Source organism: Actinokineospora cianjurensis (genome assembly GCF_003663795.1).
GTDB classification, from domain to species: Bacteria; Actinomycetota; Actinomycetes; order Mycobacteriales; family Pseudonocardiaceae; genus Actinokineospora; species Actinokineospora terrae.
Genome location: NZ_RCDD01000001.1, coordinates 951,591 through 969,947 on the forward strand (window position 1 = coordinate 951,591; position 18,357 = coordinate 969,947).

General features: G+C 66.3%; 18 protein-coding genes. 12 read left to right on the forward strand and 6 right to left on the reverse strand.

Annotated features, from left to right (window positions below):
* Positions 1-141 precede the first annotated feature (141 nt).
* From CLV68_RS04475 to CLV68_RS04485, 3 genes are all read left to right on the forward strand, one after another.
* Positions 142-498, forward strand: coding sequence for a helix-turn-helix domain-containing protein (locus CLV68_RS04475; protein WP_121389286.1), 357 nt, complete (start codon positions 142-144; stop codon positions 496-498).
* Between the two features lie 107 nt (positions 499-605).
* Positions 606-2,102 carry a helix-turn-helix domain-containing protein gene (locus CLV68_RS04480; RefSeq protein WP_121389287.1) on the forward strand — a complete coding sequence of 499 codons (1,497 nt, stop codon included), beginning with the start codon at positions 606-608 and terminating at the stop codon, positions 2,100-2,102.
* Positions 2,099-2,449 carry a signal peptidase I gene (locus tag CLV68_RS04485; RefSeq protein WP_121389288.1) on the forward strand — a complete coding sequence of 117 codons (351 nt, stop codon included), beginning with the start codon at positions 2,099-2,101 and terminating at the stop codon, positions 2,447-2,449. Before CLV68_RS04480 ends, CLV68_RS04485 begins: the two co-directional genes overlap by 4 nt.
* Here CLV68_RS04485 and CLV68_RS04490 read toward each other — a convergent pair.
* Positions 2,386-3,894, reverse strand: coding sequence for a helix-turn-helix transcriptional regulator (locus CLV68_RS04490; protein WP_121390963.1), 1,509 nt, complete (start codon positions 3,892-3,894; stop codon positions 2,386-2,388). The genes CLV68_RS04485 and CLV68_RS04490 overlap by 64 nt on opposite strands.
* 209 nt (positions 3,895-4,103) lie before the next feature.
* On the opposite strand from CLV68_RS04490, the gene CLV68_RS33275 reads away from it, so the two are divergent.
* From CLV68_RS33275 to CLV68_RS33280, 5 genes are all read left to right on the forward strand, one after another.
* Positions 4,104-4,322 carry a hypothetical protein gene (locus CLV68_RS33275; RefSeq protein ID WP_147459873.1) on the forward strand — a complete coding sequence of 73 codons (219 nt, stop codon included), beginning with the start codon at positions 4,104-4,106 and terminating at the stop codon, positions 4,320-4,322.
* Positions 4,319-4,558, forward strand: coding sequence for a hypothetical protein (locus CLV68_RS04495; RefSeq protein WP_121389289.1), 240 nt, complete (start codon positions 4,319-4,321; stop codon positions 4,556-4,558). Before CLV68_RS33275 ends, CLV68_RS04495 begins: the two co-directional genes overlap by 4 nt.
* A gap of 3 nt (positions 4,559-4,561) precedes the next feature.
* On the forward strand, positions 4,562-4,804 hold the full coding sequence (locus CLV68_RS04500) for a hypothetical protein (protein WP_121389290.1): 243 nt from the start codon (positions 4,562-4,564) through the stop codon (positions 4,802-4,804).
* Between the two features lie 160 nt (positions 4,805-4,964).
* Entirely contained in the window at positions 4,965-5,402 is a 438-nt protein-coding gene (locus CLV68_RS04505; protein ID WP_147459874.1) for a hypothetical protein, read from the forward strand.
* Positions 5,402-6,055, forward strand: coding sequence for a helix-turn-helix domain-containing protein (locus CLV68_RS33280; RefSeq protein WP_147459875.1), 654 nt, complete (start codon positions 5,402-5,404; stop codon positions 6,053-6,055). Before CLV68_RS04505 ends, CLV68_RS33280 begins: the two co-directional genes overlap by 1 nt.
* 337 nt (positions 6,056-6,392) lie before the next feature.
* Here the strand turns inward: CLV68_RS33280 and CLV68_RS33285 are convergent, their stop codons facing one another.
* Positions 6,393-7,286, reverse strand: a complete 894-nt coding sequence (locus tag CLV68_RS33285; protein WP_147459876.1) for a hypothetical protein — start codon at positions 7,284-7,286, stop codon at positions 6,393-6,395.
* Positions 7,287-8,071: 785 nt separating this feature from the next.
* Between CLV68_RS33285 and CLV68_RS04525 the strand changes: the two genes are divergently transcribed.
* Positions 8,072-8,314 carry an excalibur calcium-binding domain-containing protein gene (locus CLV68_RS04525; protein WP_147459877.1) on the forward strand — a complete coding sequence of 81 codons (243 nt, stop codon included), beginning with the start codon at positions 8,072-8,074 and terminating at the stop codon, positions 8,312-8,314.
* Between the two features lie 116 nt (positions 8,315-8,430).
* On the forward strand, positions 8,431-8,997 hold the full coding sequence (locus tag CLV68_RS04530) for a LuxR C-terminal-related transcriptional regulator (protein ID WP_121389296.1): 567 nt from the start codon (positions 8,431-8,433) through the stop codon (positions 8,995-8,997).
* A gap of 37 nt (positions 8,998-9,034) precedes the next feature.
* Here the strand turns inward: CLV68_RS04530 and CLV68_RS04535 are convergent, their stop codons facing one another.
* The 4 genes from CLV68_RS04535 to CLV68_RS04550 all read right to left on the reverse strand — a co-directional run bounded on the left by CLV68_RS04535 (position 9,035) and on the right by CLV68_RS04550 (position 15,637).
* Positions 9,035-10,648: an Eco57I restriction-modification methylase domain-containing protein gene (locus CLV68_RS04535; RefSeq protein ID WP_121389297.1), complete on the reverse strand. Its 1,614-nt coding sequence runs from the start codon at positions 10,646-10,648 to the stop codon at positions 9,035-9,037.
* Positions 10,649-12,556: 1,908 nt separating this feature from the next.
* The gene (locus CLV68_RS04540) at positions 12,557-13,138 is read right to left on the reverse strand and encodes a DUF4365 domain-containing protein (protein ID WP_170224077.1); all 582 of its coding nucleotides are present in this window, start codon (positions 13,136-13,138) and stop codon (positions 12,557-12,559) included.
* A gap of 161 nt (positions 13,139-13,299) precedes the next feature.
* On the reverse strand, positions 13,300-13,728 hold the full coding sequence (locus CLV68_RS04545; protein ID WP_246009661.1) for a helix-turn-helix domain-containing protein: 429 nt from the start codon (positions 13,726-13,728) through the stop codon (positions 13,300-13,302).
* Between the two features lie 466 nt (positions 13,729-14,194).
* On the reverse strand, positions 14,195-15,637 hold the full coding sequence (locus CLV68_RS04550) for an aldehyde dehydrogenase family protein (RefSeq protein WP_121389299.1): 1,443 nt from the start codon (positions 15,635-15,637) through the stop codon (positions 14,195-14,197).
* Between the two features lie 49 nt (positions 15,638-15,686).
* On the opposite strand from CLV68_RS04550, the gene CLV68_RS04555 reads away from it, so the two are divergent.
* Positions 15,687-16,331 carry an MBL fold metallo-hydrolase gene (locus tag CLV68_RS04555; RefSeq protein ID WP_121389300.1) on the forward strand — a complete coding sequence of 215 codons (645 nt, stop codon included), beginning with the start codon at positions 15,687-15,689 and terminating at the stop codon, positions 16,329-16,331.
* 127 nt (positions 16,332-16,458) lie between these two features.
* The gene (locus CLV68_RS04560; RefSeq protein WP_121389301.1) at positions 16,459-18,207 is read left to right on the forward strand and encodes a S8 family peptidase; all 1,749 of its coding nucleotides are present in this window, start codon (positions 16,459-16,461) and stop codon (positions 18,205-18,207) included.
* The last annotated feature ends 150 nt before the right edge of the window (positions 18,208-18,357 follow it).

The following is an 18,357-nucleotide window of genomic DNA, read 5'->3' on the forward strand; positions in this document are numbered from 1 at the left end:
AAGCTCCAGGAATGATTTAAGTCCACCCAGAAGTGAGAAATCATCTGCCCGATAGGCATGATCGTCCGCCGCGTCCGATGAGCGGCGCGTTAAGAGGTCAAGGCACTAATGTCGGGCAGGAGGCGGAGCACGGAGGAATGCGTGGCGGAAGACTGGGCGGCAGTCGCGAGGGTCATCAACGAGCGCGCGGACGCCCTCGGCCTGCGTCAACGCGAACTCGCCGAACGCTCGCAGGTCTCCCAGGCCATCGTCCGCGAACTGCAACTCCACATCGTCGAGCGCCGCCGCAGCGCGAGGACCCTCGAAGCGCTGTCGGTGGCACTCGGCCTGCACCCGCAGCACCTGGATGCTGTCCTCAACGGACAGACACCACCGGCACCCGATCCCGTCGTCACCCGGCTCGACAACCTCGAACGACGCGTCACCGAGATCGCCGGCGTTCTCGACAGCATTCAGAACGACTTGCGCACGGTGCTGCGCAATACCGGCGGGCAGTGAGTTCGAGGTGATTTCCACACCACCGATTCAAGGCCGAAACGGCGCTCGGTCCCATGCACAAGCACCGCACAACCACTGCAACAACACCGCAGAAACCAGAGAACCCGATGCGTAGCGCGTGGACTGGCCGCACCGCCGTCACGCTCCAGGCTGCCCTACGGCTGAGCCAAGAGGCATTCGCCGCTTACCTCGGCATCTCCGCGCGCACAGTCGCGGCCTGGCACCAGAAACCCACGGTCAAGCCGCAGTCGGAGATGCAACAACTCCTCGACACCGCCCTAGCCCAGGCCGCCCCAGACGCTCAGGCTCGCTTTGCGGAACTCACCCGACCCGTGGCCGATGACCGGCTCCAACTCGACCCGCACATCGTCGCCGCCCTCGACTGGGTTGACAGCCAAGCGGGATGGAGTCCCGGCACCGCGCGAACCCACGTCGCTGCCCGCGCCGCGCAGCTCGACAGCCACCAGCTCCAGGACCGCAGCCACCACCGTGCCCGCGTCAGCCAACGCGACATCGCCGACGCGCTCACCGCCTACTACGGCCCCACGCCCCTGTACCGCGCCCGTTTCGGCAACCAGCTCCTCGCCACCAGCATCGTGACGCGCCCCGAGTGGCTCGACCTCGCGTGCCCGCTGGACGTCAGCCATGACCGCCTCCGCGCCACGACCACCCCCAGCGCCGCCGTCACCCTCGACCACGACGCCGCCGTCAACCGGCTCGCCGAAACGCTCACCCTCGGGACCCGCCTGGTGAACGCGCCCCTCTACAGCCTCACCAGCCTTGATGTGGGGTCGGGACGCATCGCGGGCACGGTCGGTATCGCCTCGTTCGTCGAGTACGCCCTGACGCTCGACCTCCTCGAAGCCGAGTTGATCGACGCGATCACCGCAGGCCGCGTCACGCTGCCACTGCGAGACCGGTTTCTCCCCGACCTGGGCACGGTCCTCGATGTCGCCGACCGCCTGTGCGCAGGTGGAGCCCTGGCCCTCACCGCGATCGCCCGCCCCGCCGACCCGTACCGCGGCCCGGCCGACTTCCTCCTGTTGATCCAGGAACGATCCGGCCACGTCGTCAACGCCGCCCGCCGCCTGGCCGTCATCCCCAAGGGCTTCCACCAGCCGGTGACCGACATCCGCGCGGATGCCCAGGTCGGTGCCACGCTGCGCCGTGAGCTGGAAGAGGAACTGTTCGGGCGCGCCGACATCGACAGCACCTTGGGAGACCAGCGCAGCGCCGACCCCATGCACCCGAGTCGCCTGTCCGAGCCGTTTCGCTGGCTCCTCGCCGAGCCCGGCCGCCTCCGCATGGAGAGCACGGGGTTCGGGTTGAACCTGGTCAGTGGGAACCACGAGTTCGCCAGCCTGATAGTCATCCACGACGAAGATTTCTGGCCACGATTCGGCGGAATGGTCGAAGCCAACTGGGAATCGTCCAGGCTGCACCGCTATTCCACACAAGACCCGGACATCATTGGCGAGCCACTGGCTGATGTAGCGTGGAGCAACGAAGGACTGTTCGCCATGCTCCAAGGCTTGCGGCGCCTCGCCGAAGTCGACCCGGACCGGGTCAACCTTCCACCCCTCGACTGGGAGATCACCGAGTGACCACCGGCTGGTCGAGCGGCAACGCCGCCGACGACACCACCAACACCCGCGGCTGGCTGGTCGGCCACTTCATCGACCCCGCTCAGGGCATCCGCGCTTCCAAGGACGTTGAGGTCAAGTGGGGCACCCACCCCGAGGGCGACAAGCGCCCCGAGTGGACCTCGGATGATCAGCGCACCACCCTGGTCGTACTGGTCAGCGGCCACTTCCGCGTTGACCTCACCGAGGGCGGCCACACCATGACCCGCCCCGGCGACTACGTCATGTGGGGACCCGGCATCGATCACTCCTGGGAGGCTCTGGCCGCCTCCGTGGTCATGACTGTGCGCTGGCCTTCCGCCGCCTGACCCACCCGCCACTCGATCGGCGGCAGGCTCACCCGCTCGCCGCCGATCTCCCGCAACCGGCGCAGCCCCTGCACCATCGCGAACACGCCTTCGTTGCTCCACGAGTCATCCGCGATCAGCTTTTCGAGCGATTCCCCATCGCGGGACGAATACTGCCGCAGGCCGTCAGATTCCCAGTTCGCCTCGATCTGGCCGCCGAACCGCTGCCAGAACTCCTCATCTTCGATAACGACCAGGCACGCGAACTCGTAGTTCCCGCTGACAAGGTTCAACCCGAACCCCGTGCACTCCATCCGCCACCGCGCCGGGTCCTCACTCAGCCATCGCATCGGCTCTGACAGCCGCGCACGGTGCATCGGGTCCGCCGCCCGCATCGGCCCACCCGTGACGTCGACGTCCCCGCGCCCGAACAGCTCCTCTTCGAGCTCCCGCCGCAACGTTGCCCCGATCCGGCTGTCCGCTCGCACGTCGTTGAGCGGCCCGTGGAACCCCTTTGGGATCACCGCCAGTCGCCCCGCCGCGTTCACCACCTGGCTGGACCGCTCCTGCACCAGCAGCACATAGTCAGCCTCACCGCGGAACGGGTCCGCCGGTCGCGCCGCCGCGAACAACGCCAGCGCCCCACCCGCACACAACCGCCCCCGCAGGTCGAACACCGATTCCAGGTCCGGCATCCACGCGTCCCTTAGCGGTAGCTCATCCGGCGACTCCGCTAGCTCCCGCTCCAGCAGATCCGCCGTCAACGCGTAGTCGAAGAAGGAGGCCACCTCTACCTGACCGCGCACCACTCCCACCTCTGGCATGACCTCCACCAGCCGGTACACCGGCGCATCCGTCAGCCGCGCGCCCTTGACCACCGCGTCCGCGAGCCGCCTTGTCGCTGTCAGCGCTGCCCGCTCGCTCATCGCCCACCGGGCTTCCGCACCAACGCTGAGTTCCAGCCGATCCCCGGTCGGCGACAGCTCACACCGCAGGTCCAGCCACTCCGGCCGCGTCACCACGCTGGTCAACACCTCTGTCGACCCAACCCGTGCGCTGAACACGCTGCTCCCGCCGTAGTACCGGGCAAGCCGGTTAGCGACCTCCGCGCGCCCCACCGCCACCCGTGGCAGCACGTCCGCCAGCCCCTCGCCAACCTTCCGGCGACTCGTCCCCCGATCCCACCCCGCCACCCGGTCCAACCACGAGAACACCGCGTCAAGGTCCGGCCGCCCGAACTCGACCACCTTCGGCTGGCCACTGAGTAGCTCGTCCAACTCTCCCGGCGACCGCTCCAGCAACTGAGCCAACCGCGGCCGGACGTGCGGCATCGGCGCGTGGCTCCCGGCTTCCCACGTGATCACCGTGGTCCGGTCGACCCCCAGCGCCTCCGCCAACGACTCCTGCGTGAACCCCGCCCCACGCCGCACAGCCGCCAACTCAACCCGACGACGCCCAGTCCCCATGCGGACCACCTCCGGTATCAGCACCGCAACCGTACAGCCGAAAACAATCCCGCCGCCGGTTCTCGCAGACCTCCCACACGCCTCCCACCCGGGTTCTCTGTCCCCGGCCGCGTGCATGCCCTTGACTAGGTACTACACCCGCTCGACCCCAGGCCAATGCCCTCACCGCACCGGTCGAGCACCCACCAGCACCCGAGGAGGCGCCGCCGATGAGAGCCCTCGCCCGCGCCATCGTCGCCAAGCTGATATCAGCCCTTCCCGCGCGATGTCAGCCCCGCCCCGCCAGCGTCCCCTACCTCTCCAAGGACCTCGACGAACTCACCCGCTGCGTCCAAGCCGTCGCCACCGCGGTCGAACAACACCGCCTAGGCCACAGCCCCAGAGTCGCCACCTCGCTCCGCTGGCTGACCCGCCACCCCCGCCGATGACCACCGACCCGACCTGGCGCTTCGACGAATCCATGGTCACCGACCTCAACGCCACAGCCGCAGCCCTCAGCCAGTACGTCCTCGACTCCATCCGCGCCCAAGACGGCAGCGCACCTGCACCCACCCTCGACGCCCAGAAAGAACTAGTCAGGGCGACCTGCACCGCCGTCTACCGACTCATCGAACACACCTACGAACGCCACGTACTCCACTCCGCCCTACCCGACGAAAGCTGAACCATGACCGCACCGCTCAAAGTCATCACCTGGGTAGCCATCCGCGACACCTGCGAGATGACCGCCACCCTGCACCCCACCGAAGACCAGATCGACTTCCTCATCGGCCCCACCACCGACGCCTTCGAATTCGGCTTCGACCGCCCCAGCCTCCGCCGCTTCATCGACCTCGCCCAGACCTCCCTAGCGAGGCTCGACGCGGGCCAGGCCAGCTCATCGGCTCAGTCCAGCGCCGCACAGGGCTGACCCAAGCCACCTCGGGACGGCTTGCCGCCCCCTGTCCCAGCCGAGAAACCGCAGGTCACGTATCTAGTCAGGCCGTCCCGCCGCGACAGTCAACCTGTCCCGCCCAGGACAACCCGCGGCCACCCCAAACCCGGTGTTCCTCACCATCAAGGGCCGACCCATGCCACCACGCGGACGCTCCCCAGCCGACTCCCTCATCGTCCGCCACGGCCCGATCTACGACCACTTCGCCCACCGCTGGTGCCTCAAAGCCCAACTCCCCAACGGCGCCCCCGCGACCACGATCTTCGACCTAGCCCCCGACCTCCGAACCGCCCTCATCCACCCGGCGGCTATCCCCACCTACAGCGTCGCCCTCGTCGCCCGCGACACCCATCACCTCGCCGACGTCTGCCGAAGGTCCGGCCAGAGCGCCACCTTCACCAACCCCGGCGCAACCCTCACCGCCTCCCACACCCCAGACGGCATCACCATGACCAGCACCGCCCACCACCAACAACTCACCCTCGCGTACCGCCACCACACCGCCGCGGCCCTAGCCATCGTCACCGCCGAACTCCGCGACATGCTCCCCGCACACCACAAGGCGGCCTCCTGATGCCCGACAACTGGCAGGCAGTCGGCCAAGCCATGTCCCAACGCCGGGAGCAACTACGCCTCAAACAACACCACATAGCCAAACGCTCCGGCGTCTCCCAAGCCATCATCCGAGAACTCGAATACAACACCGTCGAGCGACGCCGCAGCTACCGAACCCTAGAAGCCCTCTCCACCGCCCTCGAATGGCCTGCCGGTCACCTCACCGCTATCCGCGCAACCTCCCCCACCACCACATCACGCACCCCGGCAACACCCATCCCGCCACTCCAGCCCGACACCGACCCGACCGCCGGATACCCCTTGCCTGGAACCCCAGCAAGCACAAGCCGAACCCTCATCGGCGAGGCCATCACCACCCTCGCCAACGCCCTCGACACCCACCTGACCACCTACTCACTCCCCGCCCCCAGCCGCGTCGAACTCTTCGTCCAAGCCAAGCCCAGCGACCACATCACCCTCACCATCGAATCCGACAGCTTCAGCATCACCGCCGCCACCATGCTCCACTGGGCCAACACCCTCCTCATCCCCCAAGCCCGCCTCACCGGCGAAACCACCAACGACGTCGCCGAAGTCCAGATCTACGGCAAACTAGAAGATCGCGTAACATCACCATCAACGCGCATCCTGAAGAGCGAGCCAGCAACTTAGCCGAGAAGACCCTCAACCACGAGCAGACGATCCTCTGGCTACACAGGCAAGCTGTGGGCGTCTTGCAATGATTCAGGGCTTCAAGTCACCCACACCCTGACTGTTGCCACCGCAACTCGTTCCAACTTCCCCCGGCCAGTACAGGTCTGCGTTGTCGATCAACTCCCCTTGCCGATTTCACGCCGTGAACCGAAACGGTCAGCCAGCCCGAATCGATGACAGCGGAAGGCTCACCTTGCCATGGCGCTCAACCCCCGCCCGGTTGAGACATCCAGGAGTTCAGTAGGTTGACGCAGCCTCGATGGTGGCGCGAAACTGGCGGAGCAGCGTCACAGCCTTAAGGCTTCTGGGAAAGATCGAAAGTGTCTGCCGAACCCTCAATCTTTGCCGCACTCATCGATTGATCCGAAAATGAGACCGAAAATCCCGCACCGCTGGATCGTATAATTCGGCGATCAAATCGCTCATTTGAAGGTATTGGCCGTCCGCCGAAATGGCTGATACCTTCTTCGTCCCGCCAAACAAAAATCTCGGATTCCCCCCTCTGGTATATACATGAAATCTGAGGAACGCCGCCCACGGTGCGTACTTCCGGATCTGAAATAAGTTCGAGCATAACTTCTAGCGGTTCCCAGTTTAAGAACGAACCCTTCGCCTCTTTCGCGGCGTCGAAACAGTCGCGAGCAGGGGGGTACATCCCGCGTTCTCGAAGCACCTCGTCTAGACGGCGCTTCGCCACCTTCCCGGCATCTCCAAGAAAATGGACGCCGTAGCGAGCGTCTTCGTCCAGTCGATCCAGTCGTCGCATATTAAGAGTGCCAAACGAATCATATTGATATGCGTATCCTTCGAATCGAAGTCGACGCCAGGACCATCCGCACAGCATGACGTCAATCTCTGGAACATCTGGATTCTCCTGACCAACAGGAAGATCGGTAATATGTCTACGTAGGTCGCTATATACGGCGTGGATCTTTTTGGCGACATAGCCAATATCGGCACGACCCGAAAGGTTCCCGTCGTGCAGAATGCACGTATTGATGGCTTGCATCACGAAGGGCGTAGCTTCTGCGGCTAGTCCGGACCAAGCTATGACGGCACCCGGTCGAGGTAGAACAAGAACTTTCGGGTAAACATTCCAACTTTCACCGCCGCTGACGCGCGAATCGGAGCACACAACTAGCTGCTGAAGGGTTTCATGTCGCTGCACCCAGGCCGCGAGCAACGTCATTTCGTCTACCTCACCTTCTATTTCTGGATGCAACAATATCTGGGTCTCTCTACAGGAGGGAGAGTCGTAGGAATACTATCTCCTGGCCAACGTTGCAACAGCGTGTGGCGGAAGCGCTATGCGGCGAACCGCTCTCGGACACCTGGGTGCAAGTCCCAAAGGTGTCACGGTAGGGGTAGCACGGGGATGGCTCCTCGGACACGCACACTATTCACCCGTGGAGCGGCCGTCATCTCGACGGCCGCTTTGTTGTTGAGTTACTTGATCTCCACACTCACTGTGCACAGCGGACGCCAGGGCCAAGTCCGGTTGGCACCTCCGTGTGCGAGGTCACCCGGCTGGCCACGGCCATCGATACCGTCCGGTGGTGGCTAGGCAACACGACTCGAGTCGCCAGGGTGATCTCGTGTCTGGGCTGCACGGCCGCCGCTGACGCGGTGTCATCCGGCGGTAACGCGACGCCCGCTTGGCCGATGCAACGGGGGCGTATGTCGTACAGCCGCTGGGAGTGCACAATGATCGTCCCCCGGAGAATCAAGGTGGCGGCCCGCCACATGGGACTACTTGCCGGAGCTTTCCTTCTTACCCTGACCGCTTGTGGTTCCCCCACCGCAAGCCAGCCGACGGTCTCGCCTACCTCGACGACCACCACAACCAAGACGACTACCACGACCACAACGCCGGTCACGACCACCACCACGACGACCACTGTGGTCCCCCCGCCACCGCCGCCGCCCGCCCCAGTGCCCGCGCCCGTAGTGACCACCGCGGTGAAGAAGCCCGCAGTGACAACAACAACCGCGCGCCCCGCGCCCAAACCGGCGCCCCCCAAGCCCACGACGACGGTGGCCAAGTCCGCGTCGAACTGCAACCCGAACTACTCGCCGTGCGTTCCCAACGCGAGCGACGTCGACTGCGCGGGCGGCTCCGGCAACGGTCCCGCGTACGTCAAGGGCCCCATCCACGTCATCGGCTCCGATCTCTACCGCCTCGACAACGACGGCGACGGCATCGCCTGCGAGAAGTAGACCGGCTCTCCTGAGCACCAGAACGTAACCACTCCTGGAAAGGGAGCGATTACCGACGGTGAGCCGATCAGGAAGGGCGGGGACGTGATCGCGGTAGCCGCTGTTGACGACACCCGATGCTGCTGCGGGGGTTGAGCAGCTACCTGGCCGAACACGCCACGGACATCGAGCTGCGCGAGGTCTACCCCCGCGTCAGGGCCTACGTCGACGCGGATCTGCCTGCGCCGTCGGTGATCTTGCTCGACATCCACATCCCCGGCGAGAACGACGTCGGTGCGAACGTGCGGAAGATCAGGAGCACCGGCGCGCAGGTCGTCCTCTACACCGCGGAGTCGCGGGCAGGTGTAGTGCGTGAGGCCATCGACGCAGGCGCCCTCGGGCTTGTGCTCAAGGGCGATCCCGAGGACCGGTTGGTGGAGGCGATCCGCGCGGCCGATGCCGGTGAGCACTTCACGTCGAGCAGGTTGGCGCACACGATCGTCACCGATCCGCGGGCGATGGTCCGGCTCACCAAGCAGGAACGGGAGGTGCTGACCCTCGCGGCCAAGGGGCAGCCCTACCGGCTCATCGCGCGCAAGATGCGGATCAGCGAGAAGACCGTGCCGACCTACCTCGCGCGGGCGAGCAAGCGCTACGCCGAGGCGGGGGCGCCCGACGGCCGGGTACCGGGGGTGTCGGTGTGACGTTGTGGGACAACGCCTAACGCCTTAGAGGCAAGCTCTAGAGGCCGAACGCCCTCTCCACCAGGCCATCGACGGCGGTTGGGTCGCCGCGGCCCTCGATCAGCTCGCTTACCGTGTTCACAAGCTCTTGTGCTGCCGCGGTTCTCGGATCAGGTAGAGGGAACCGCTCCACGTACTGGGTGATCCACCGCCGTCGGCCTGAGTAGAGGCGGTTACCGCAGACCTCGTCGTAGAACCTGAGGCCCAGGGCCGAGTTGGCCACTCCCAGCATGAGGTAGGCCAACCGCTCGTCTCCTATGTCCGCCAACGAGATCCAGTAACAGTCCCCGTTCACGACCACACCGGACCGGTCGTACGCGAACCGCGCGCGCTCACTGATGTCCGGGAACACCACCTTCGGCACCGCCCACAGCCCGGGCCGCTGCGGCACCCAGATCTCCCACCACAGCCTGCCCGCGTCGGTGACGTACTTGCGCCCCTTCAGGCGTTCCGCATGGGACTCCAGGTAGGCGGTGGTCTTCGGGAACTTGGTCAGGTCTACCGGCGTCCGTCGGACCTGACTGAGGTCGTACGGGTAAAGGACCTTCGTCCGCGGTTGCCCTACCTGCCAAGGCGTGACGTCTTCGTGGGTCACCAGCGGTAGCACCAACTCCGGCTCCACGTCAGGCCAGCCTTCGCGGATGAACACGGCGTCGGCGGTGGTCTTGACTCCGACCCGGATCTTGCCGACCGCGCCGAAGGTCTTCCAGGTCGCCGCCTCCACGCGCGCCAGCCAGTCGTGATCGTGCTGGCTGAACCGCCACGGCTGCGCGGGGTCGTCCCGTTCGGCGAGCTCCCCGACCCGCACCGCCACCGGCTTCCCACCGTGCTCGACCACGCTGTCGACATCGGCCCGCAGCGCCTCGAACAGCGTGTCGCCGCTGGTGCGCGCCGCGCCCTCCGCCCGGTACGCCGACACGAACCGGCAGGTCACCGGCCCGCACTCCGCCGTGGCGATGACGATGGCAGGCAGCACGGCTGCGGCGAACAACCTGGTGTCACCCAGGTCGTACACCTCGACCGGCGTCAACGACCCGCCCAGCATGCCGCGCACGTTCGCCCCGGCCCTCGTGCTGAGGAACCGGTTCGAGCACAGCAGCCCCATCACCCCACCGGCCCGCAGCAACCTGGGGAACGTGCTGATGAACGGGTGCGTGAGGTCGATCCGCCCGACCAGGTTGAAGTCCCGAGCCAGAACCCGAGCCACCGCAGCCCCCAACTGCTGCGTGCGCACATACGGCGGATTCGTGATGACCACGTCGAACGACCCACCGGGGATCTCCCCCGCCACCGCCACGAAGTCCCCCTCGCGCCAGTCCCCCACCACCCCCCGCTCCGCCGCCCGCTTCCCCGCGACCCCCAACGCCTCCCCATCGACGTCGAACCCCGTCACCTCGACCACCACCCCCGGCCGAACCCGCCCCAACACCTCCACAATCCCCAACAACAACTCCCCATCCCCACACGCCGGGTCCAACACCCGCACAACACCCCCCACCGGCAGGTGCCGCACCACGCCCGCCGCCAAGAACCCCGCCAACCCCACCGGCGTGTAGTGCCTGCCCTGGCGCTTGACCACGGCCGCGCCCGCCCGGTCACGCTCACCAGACATCCCGAATGCTCCCGCCAGTCACCACCCGATGCCGTCATCCGTGATTGTGCCCCAGCCGCGCCCGCACAGACGGCCCGGCGAACGAGCGGCCTGGACGACAGAGAGCTGACAATTGCCCGACAGTTCCTGCGTCGACTTGGTTTGATGGGCGATTGACAACCGGGCATCGCTATCGTCCCGGCCATGAACCGCCCTCCGGTTGCGGATGATGAAGCCTTGTCGATCTCGATGGCGGATTTGACGCCGCAGTTCTCCTGCACCTTCTTGCGCTTCGTCGGCAAGAATCCGGAGAGTTCGTTCAGCGACTTGGTCAAATTCGTCCGCAGGACGGCGGAAACGGTTGGGCGAGCGAACGAGGTGGACGTGCGGTTCGAGGTCAGCCTCACCGCGGACGACACGGTCGACGACATCGGCAGCCTTGCTGACTCGGGTGTCGACAACCTCTATTGCCTGGTGCGCGAGGCTGTCCGTACTGCGACGTGGATCCCCAAGGATGCCGGGGTGGTGGACGTCGTGAACGAACTGGTTCTTGTCGTCCGCCGCGGCGACCTCGTCGTGGTCCACGGGCCGACGCCGACGACCAACCAACTCCGCAAGTGGGTCGAACGGCAACTGGCTCCTTATCGGTTCCTCCCACCCGACGTCATCACCGCGACGTTCAAGGGTGACGGAAAGGCCGTGTGGATGCGCGGCATCCATCGGCGCCGGTCGACCAAGGCCGACACCAAAGCACTCAGCGGAATCAGGCTGCAGGACACCATCAACCCGATCGAGGACAGCACCTACCTGATGAACGCCGCAAAGATCGACTTCCAGCCCGACGACGACACCAACGTCGTCCGTGACCAGGTCACTCTCTCGCCGTTGAGATCACGAATCTCCTGGAAGCGAACCCTCGACCTCGAGATGTTCTTGATCGCGGCCGCCGAGATCTGCGACCTTCTGGAGAAGTCCCTGGTCGACGCGAGCGTCGCCGAACCGCTGTTCCCCAATCTGGCGGAAAGGGAGGCAGACCTGACCCGGGTGCGTGGCGCGTATGAGATCGCCGTACTCGACCCCGACATGCTGCGCGGCGACCCCGATGTCGACGAAGAGGAAGTCGCACGGGCAGAGGTGCTGGTGGACGTTGTGCTTGAAGTCCGCCCGGGGCAAGGGGTTGCCGCGGAGGTGGACGTCGGCTACAACGGTGCAAAGGCCGGGACGCTGGTACTGAAACCGCTCCAGGCTCGGTCCGATGTCACCCTGGATGTGCGGTTCACCGGCGATGCTTCCCATAGCCAGGTGCTGACACAGATAGCCGAGGACATGAGGGAAAGCGCCGCGCTCGCCGTGTACTACGAGTCCGGGCACGTGTACCGGAATCGTCTGGTACTAAAGGAGAGGGTGACCAGCACGCCCTTCCACCAGGTGGAGTTCGCCGACTTCAGCGGATTCGTCATCAGCCGGGAGAAACCGCGGCAGAAGGACGGCCAGACACTCCACGACGCCATCGGCGCGCCCGGAGACGACTCGTTGTTCGCCTGGGTGGTCCAGCGGTACGCGACGGGCTGGCTGCTCTGCGATGACGGTGCGGGCGAGGTCGCGGACTTCCTGCACCTGTCCGACGCGGGGGTGCTGACGGCCATCCACGTGAAGGCGGCCGGAAACTCCACCGGTGACCGTGGGATCGCGGTCGCCCGGTTCGAACAGGTCGTCAGCCAGGCGGAGAAGAACATCGGCTACCTCAACAACGATGTCTTGGTCGACCACCTGATTTCGCGCCCCACGCAACGAGCGAGCTGGTACGACGGTGAACGCGCCAACGCCGACGAGTTCGTCGACCAACTCCGCCTGCGGGTCGCGTCGGACCGCACCTATGTCGTGATCGTCCAGCCCCACCTGCTGGAATCGGCCTACAAGGCCGCTCGATCAGCCGCTGACACCGGTGCTCCCACGATCGACTCCCGCCGACTCGCCCTGCTCGACAACCTCCTGCACAGCACCCGCCGGAGCATCACCGGACGCTGCGACGACCTCAAGGTCATCGGCGCCACCTAGACGACCGCCTGCTCCAGCGATGTACCGACGCATGCGCTGGACGAACGCCGCCACGGAAGCCGCGTCCAGCACGTCCGTGCGTCGGACCTCGATCGACCTGCGGTCGCGGGCATACCGGAGCTGCTCGGACGCGTTCGCCCAGCACAAGAGGTCGGTGCCCGGGTCGTAGACCACGCACACCACCGGCGCGTTGGCCCTCCGCCATGATTCGCCGTGCTGCTTGACCCGCACCCGGTACCCGCGTGCACTCCGGTATGACGAACCACCCTTGACCTGCACCGCAATGGTGCTGCCGGTGGGACGGCGGGCTTCGTTGAAGCTGACGTAGATGTCTTCCCCGAAGTCGTTGTGCCCGTCGATCTTCTGGACCACGTGACCGCTCTCCTGGAACAGCGAGGTGACCCGGGCGACTGCCCGGTCCGCCAGGATTCGCCGGGGATCGGCGTGGTTCATGCCCGCCCCCGGTAGTGGGCACCCCGATTGGGAGCGGTCGAGACGAGCTGATAACGGCGCCATCTAGCTGATGTTTTGAGCAGGTTCATGGCTGGCATCCAGTTCATACCGGTAACGACGACGGCAAGTGCTGGTGCCAGCTAAGCGCGGCGGGCCGATATTTAGCCAGGCGGTTGCCCTCGATCGATCGGGGGTTGACTGGAGTCGCCCCCTGCGCTAATTGCCATGCGTGCGAGGTTGAACAGGTGGGTCTGGATGTCGTCCAAGCGCTTGAGAATCTCGTTGAGCCGCGTGTCCAACCCGTCGAGCCGCGACTGGAGCTGATCTTCTTCCGATGCGGTTTCATCCGGGAGCGACAACGGAACCCGTCCGTGCAGCACGGCACTCAAGTGGTCGGGGTGCAGCTCAAGTGCGACCGACAGCGCCTCGAGCGTGCGCGCACTCCTGCGGCGCACCACGGTGTGGTACTGCAGTTCACGGATGATCGCCTGCGAGACCTGCGCCCGCTTGGCCAGCTCCCGCTGCCGCCACCCGCGCGCCCTCAGCCGCTCGGTAATGGCCTTCCCAACCGAAGCCCAGTCTTCCGACACCCACCCCTCCGCACATCGTCGTCACACCGAGATTAGTCCCAAAATCGGCGCGATTTAGCTCAAATCAGCGCGTGTCGATCAAGTGGGGAGAAAAAGCCAATATTGGCCCAGTAAAAGCTGAAATCGCAATTCTCGGCCATAACCGCCATTGGTGATGTTAGAAAAGCCGTTGGAGTAATCCGCTCTAGATAGCACCTACTCTGCAAGGTAGTGCTACCGGCGAGACTGAGCCCTAACGTCTAGCAAATAACATCTGTGCCTATTGCGCGTCGGCAAGACTGGTTCGACCCGCCGCCAAGGACGCGCTGGCGTACTTCGTGAACACCACAAGTGCTAAGCGCCGCACTCTCCGGGGCCAGTGCCTGCATGCAGCGCTGCCTGCTCGGCGACCACAGCATGGGCGCGCCGCTGCGCCTCGTGCACTGGATCGGCTGTTCCCGCGACCCCTGACAGGGGACGGGTGGATTCAGCGGCGGCCGTGCAGGAGGGTGATCAGTTTGGCCACTCGGGTGTCGGTCTTCGCCGGGCGGGTGAAGGTGGTGAGGGTCAGGGGGGCGCGGAAGCGTTGGTGGGTGATGGCTTGGGGGCGGGCGAACTCGCGGAGGCCCTCTGGGCCGTGGATTCGGCCGAAGCCGGAGTCGCCGGTGCCGCCGAAGGGGAGGGAGGGGATGCCGGCGAAGCTGATCACCGAGTTGACGGAGACCATGCCGGAGCGGAGGCGGCGGGCTAGGGCTGCGCCGTTGGTGCGGGAGAAGACAGCGCCGCCTAGGCCGTAGCGGGTGTTGTTGGCCTTAGCGATTGCTTCGTCCATGGACGAGACCTTGGTGACGGTAAGAGTCGGGCCGAAGGTCTCTTCCTGTACCGCCGCAGCGTCTTCCGGTACGTCTACCAGGATCGTCGGCTCGACGAACCTGCCTGAGCCGTTGCCGCCAACGAGTGCGCGGGCGCCACGAGAGAGAGCGTCGGCGATGTGGCCGCGGATGATGTCGACCTGGCCGGGCATGGTGATCGGTCCGATCTGCTTGCCCACTTCGACAGCCTGAGCCTTGGCCACCACAAGGGATACAAACTGGTCATAGACGTCCGCGTGCACATAGACCCGTTCGATGCCAACACAGGTCTGCCCGGCGTTAGAGATGCCGCCCCACACGGCTGCGTCGGCGGCGGCTTCGACATCCGCGTCGGAGTCGACGAGCAGCGCGTCCTTGCCGCCTGCCTCGATCAGCACCGGGGTCAGCGTTTCCGCGCACGCGGCCATGATCTTCTTGCCCGTCCCGGGCGACCCGGTGAACGCGATCTTGTCCACCCCGGACCGGCACAGCGCCGCCCCCGTCTCGCCGAACCCCGTGACCACCTGGAACACCGGCTGCTCCGGCACCACCGACGCGAACGTCTCCGCCAGCCACTGCCCGACGCCGGGTGTGTACTCGCTCGGCTTGAACACGACAGCGTTACCCGCGGCGAGTGCGTAAGCGATCGACCCCATCGGCGTGAACACCGGGTAGTTCCACGGCCCGATCACCCCGACCACGCCCAGCGGCAGGTACTCCACCGTCGCCGACTGGTTGGCCATCAGCAGGCCGGCCGGGCGGCGCTTGCGGCCGAGGACCTTCGGCGCGTTGCGCGCGGCCCACGCCGTGTGGTCGATCGCCAGGATGATCTCCAGCATGGCGTCCGCGTGCGGCTTGCCGGTCTCCGCGCTGACGACCGCGGCGAGATCCGTCGCGCGCCTGGTCAGCACGCCCTTCCACCTGGTCAGCCGCTCGGCCCGACCGGCGAACCCGAGGTCGGCCCACCAGCCGGCCGCGGTCCGCGCGCGGGCCACCGCCGCCTCGACCTCGGCCGGGGAGTGCACCGGGTGCGTGCCGACGACCTCGTCGGTGGCCGGGTTCAGCGACTCGAACGTCATACCGGGAAGCTACCGGTCAGTACGTCACCCTGGCGATACCCTGGCCGACGTGAAGGTGACTCATCTCGGCCACGCGTGTGTGCTGCTGGAGACCGGGTCCGCCCGGTTGCTGATCGACCCGGGCGTCTGGTCGCACGGCTTCGAGGACCTGCGCGACCTCGACGGCGTGCTCATCACCCACCAGCACCTCGACCACTTCGACCCCGAGCGGCTCCCCGCGCTGCTGGCCGCCAACCAGCACGCGGAGTTGGTCATCGACCCCGGCACCGCCCCCGAGGTCGCCAAGCTCGGCCTCCAGGCCCGCACCGCGAACCCCGGCGACGTCATCACCCTCGGTGGTACCGCCGTGACCGCGGTGGGCGGCGTGCACGCGCTCATCCACGCCGACATCGTGGTCCCGCCCAACATCGGCTACGTGGTCGACGACGGCGCTTTCTACCACCCCGGCGATTCGCTTTTCGTGCCCGACCAGGAGATCTCCATCCTGGGATTGCCGGTCGACGCGCCATGGCTGCGGCTCGGTGAGGCGATCGACTTCTACCGCGCCGTCGCGCCGAGGATCGCGGTGCCGATCCACGACCAGACCGCCAGCCAGAAGGGCGTCGACATCGCCCATTATCGGTTCAGCACGCTGGGGCCTGCGAACTCCCGGTTCGAGGTCCACCCGGTGGGTACAACGATCGAGTTGAACTAAGCCCCGTTCGGGTAATTTCTTCCGGTCAGGCGTCCCATTGGCATGACAATCTCCTCCTGTGTGGGTGAAGGGTTCACCCTGCACCCGGTCATCGGCGACCGGGTCCCTTCACCTGTGGAGGAAAGCCGTGTTCCTGCGTTCACACTCCCGGCTCCGCCGCGCGGCCGTCGCCGCCGCGGTCGGGGCCTGCGCCGTGGTCGGCCTGGCCGTCCCGGCGACAGCAGTCCCCGCTGCCCCTGCCGCACCCGCCGCGGCCCAGGCCGGTCTGCGCTCTTACCTCGTCATCACCGCACCGAACAACACCGCAGGCGCCAAGTCGGCGGTAGCGACCAACGGTGGCACTGTCTTCGCCTCTTATGACGTCATCGGCGTCATCGTGGCGCACTCGACCGCCACCGACTTCGCGACCAAGATGCGCGCGGTCAGCGGTGTCCAGCAGGTCGGCGCGACCCGGACCAGCGACCTGCCCGCGCAGGTCAGCAACCCGCCGATCCCGGCGTCCCCTACCCAGACCACCCCCACCGCGGCCGAGACGAACCGGGTCGACATGACCCAGATCAAGGCCGACCAGGCGTGGGCCGTCACCACCGGGTCCCCCTCGGTCACCGTCGGTGTCCTCGACACCGGTGTCGACGACCAGCACTACGACCTCAAGGCGAACTTCGACGCCTCTAAGTCGGCATCGTGCGCTTACGGCAAGCTCGACACCCGCGTCGGCTCGTGGCGGCCCGAGGGCACCCACGGCACGCACGTCGCGGGCACCATCGCCGCGGCCAAGAACGGCAAGGGCATGGTCGGTGTCGCGCCGAGCGTGAAGATCGCGTCGGTCCGGATCGCCGAGGCGCCGAGCGGCCTGTTCTTCGCCGAGAACACCATCTGCGCGTTCGTGTTCTCCGGCGACCAGGGCTTCAAGATCACCAACAACAGCTACTACACCGACCCGTGGCTGTTCAACTGCCCGAGCAACGTCGACCAGGCCGCGATCCTGGAGGGCGTCAAGCGCGCCGCCGCCTACGCCGAGGGCAAGGGCGTGCTCAACGTCGCCGCCGCGGGCAACGAGAACTACGACCTGGCGAACAAGACGACCGACTCCACCAGCCCCAACGACTCGACGCCCGCGAACCGCCCGGTGACCAACGCCTGCCTCGCGGTGCCGAACGAACTGCCGAGCGTGCTGGCCGTGTCCTCGATCAACTCCTCGAACGTGAAGTCGTCGTTCTCCAACTTCGGCACCGACAAGATCGTCGTCGCCGCCCCGGGTGACAACGTGTACTCGACGCTGCCCGGTGGCACCTACGGCAACTCCTCCGGCACCTCGATGGCGTCCCCGCACGTCGCCGGGGTGGCCGCGCTGATCCTCAGCGTGAACCCGTCGCTGACCCCGGCCCAGGTCCGGGCCCGGCTGGCGGGCGACGCCGACGACCTGGCCTGCTCCGACAGCCGCTGCGCGGGCACCACCGCGAAGAACAACTTCTACGGCGACGGCCGCGTCGACGCCAAGGACGCGGTCGGCGGCGGCACCACCCCCGGCGGTTCCTTCGAGAACCCGACCGACGTGCAGATCCCGGACGGCGGCGCCGCGGTGACCAGCCCGATCACCGTCACCGGCATCCCCGGCAACGCCCCGGCGACCCTCAAGGTCGACGTCAACGTGGTGCACCCGTACCGCGGCGACGTCGTGATCGACCTGGTCGCGCCGGACGGTTCGGTGTACCGGCTCAAGAGCTCGTCGACGAATGACGCCGCGGACAACGTCATCGCGACATACACCGTAAACGCTTCCACCGAGGTCGCGAACGGCACCTGGAACCTGCGCGTCCAGGATATCTACCGCTCCGATGTCGGCTACCTGAACTCGTGGAAGTTGACCTTCTAAGCACCCGCGCTACCTGGTAATACCCTGAAGGCCGTCCTGTTTGTCCCAGGACGGCCTTCTGTTTTTTCCACCTTCTCTGGGCCGTTCGAACCCATTTTTCGCCAAGGATTCTTCCGGCGGGTGTTTGTGGTCATCATGGCGCGCACAGGG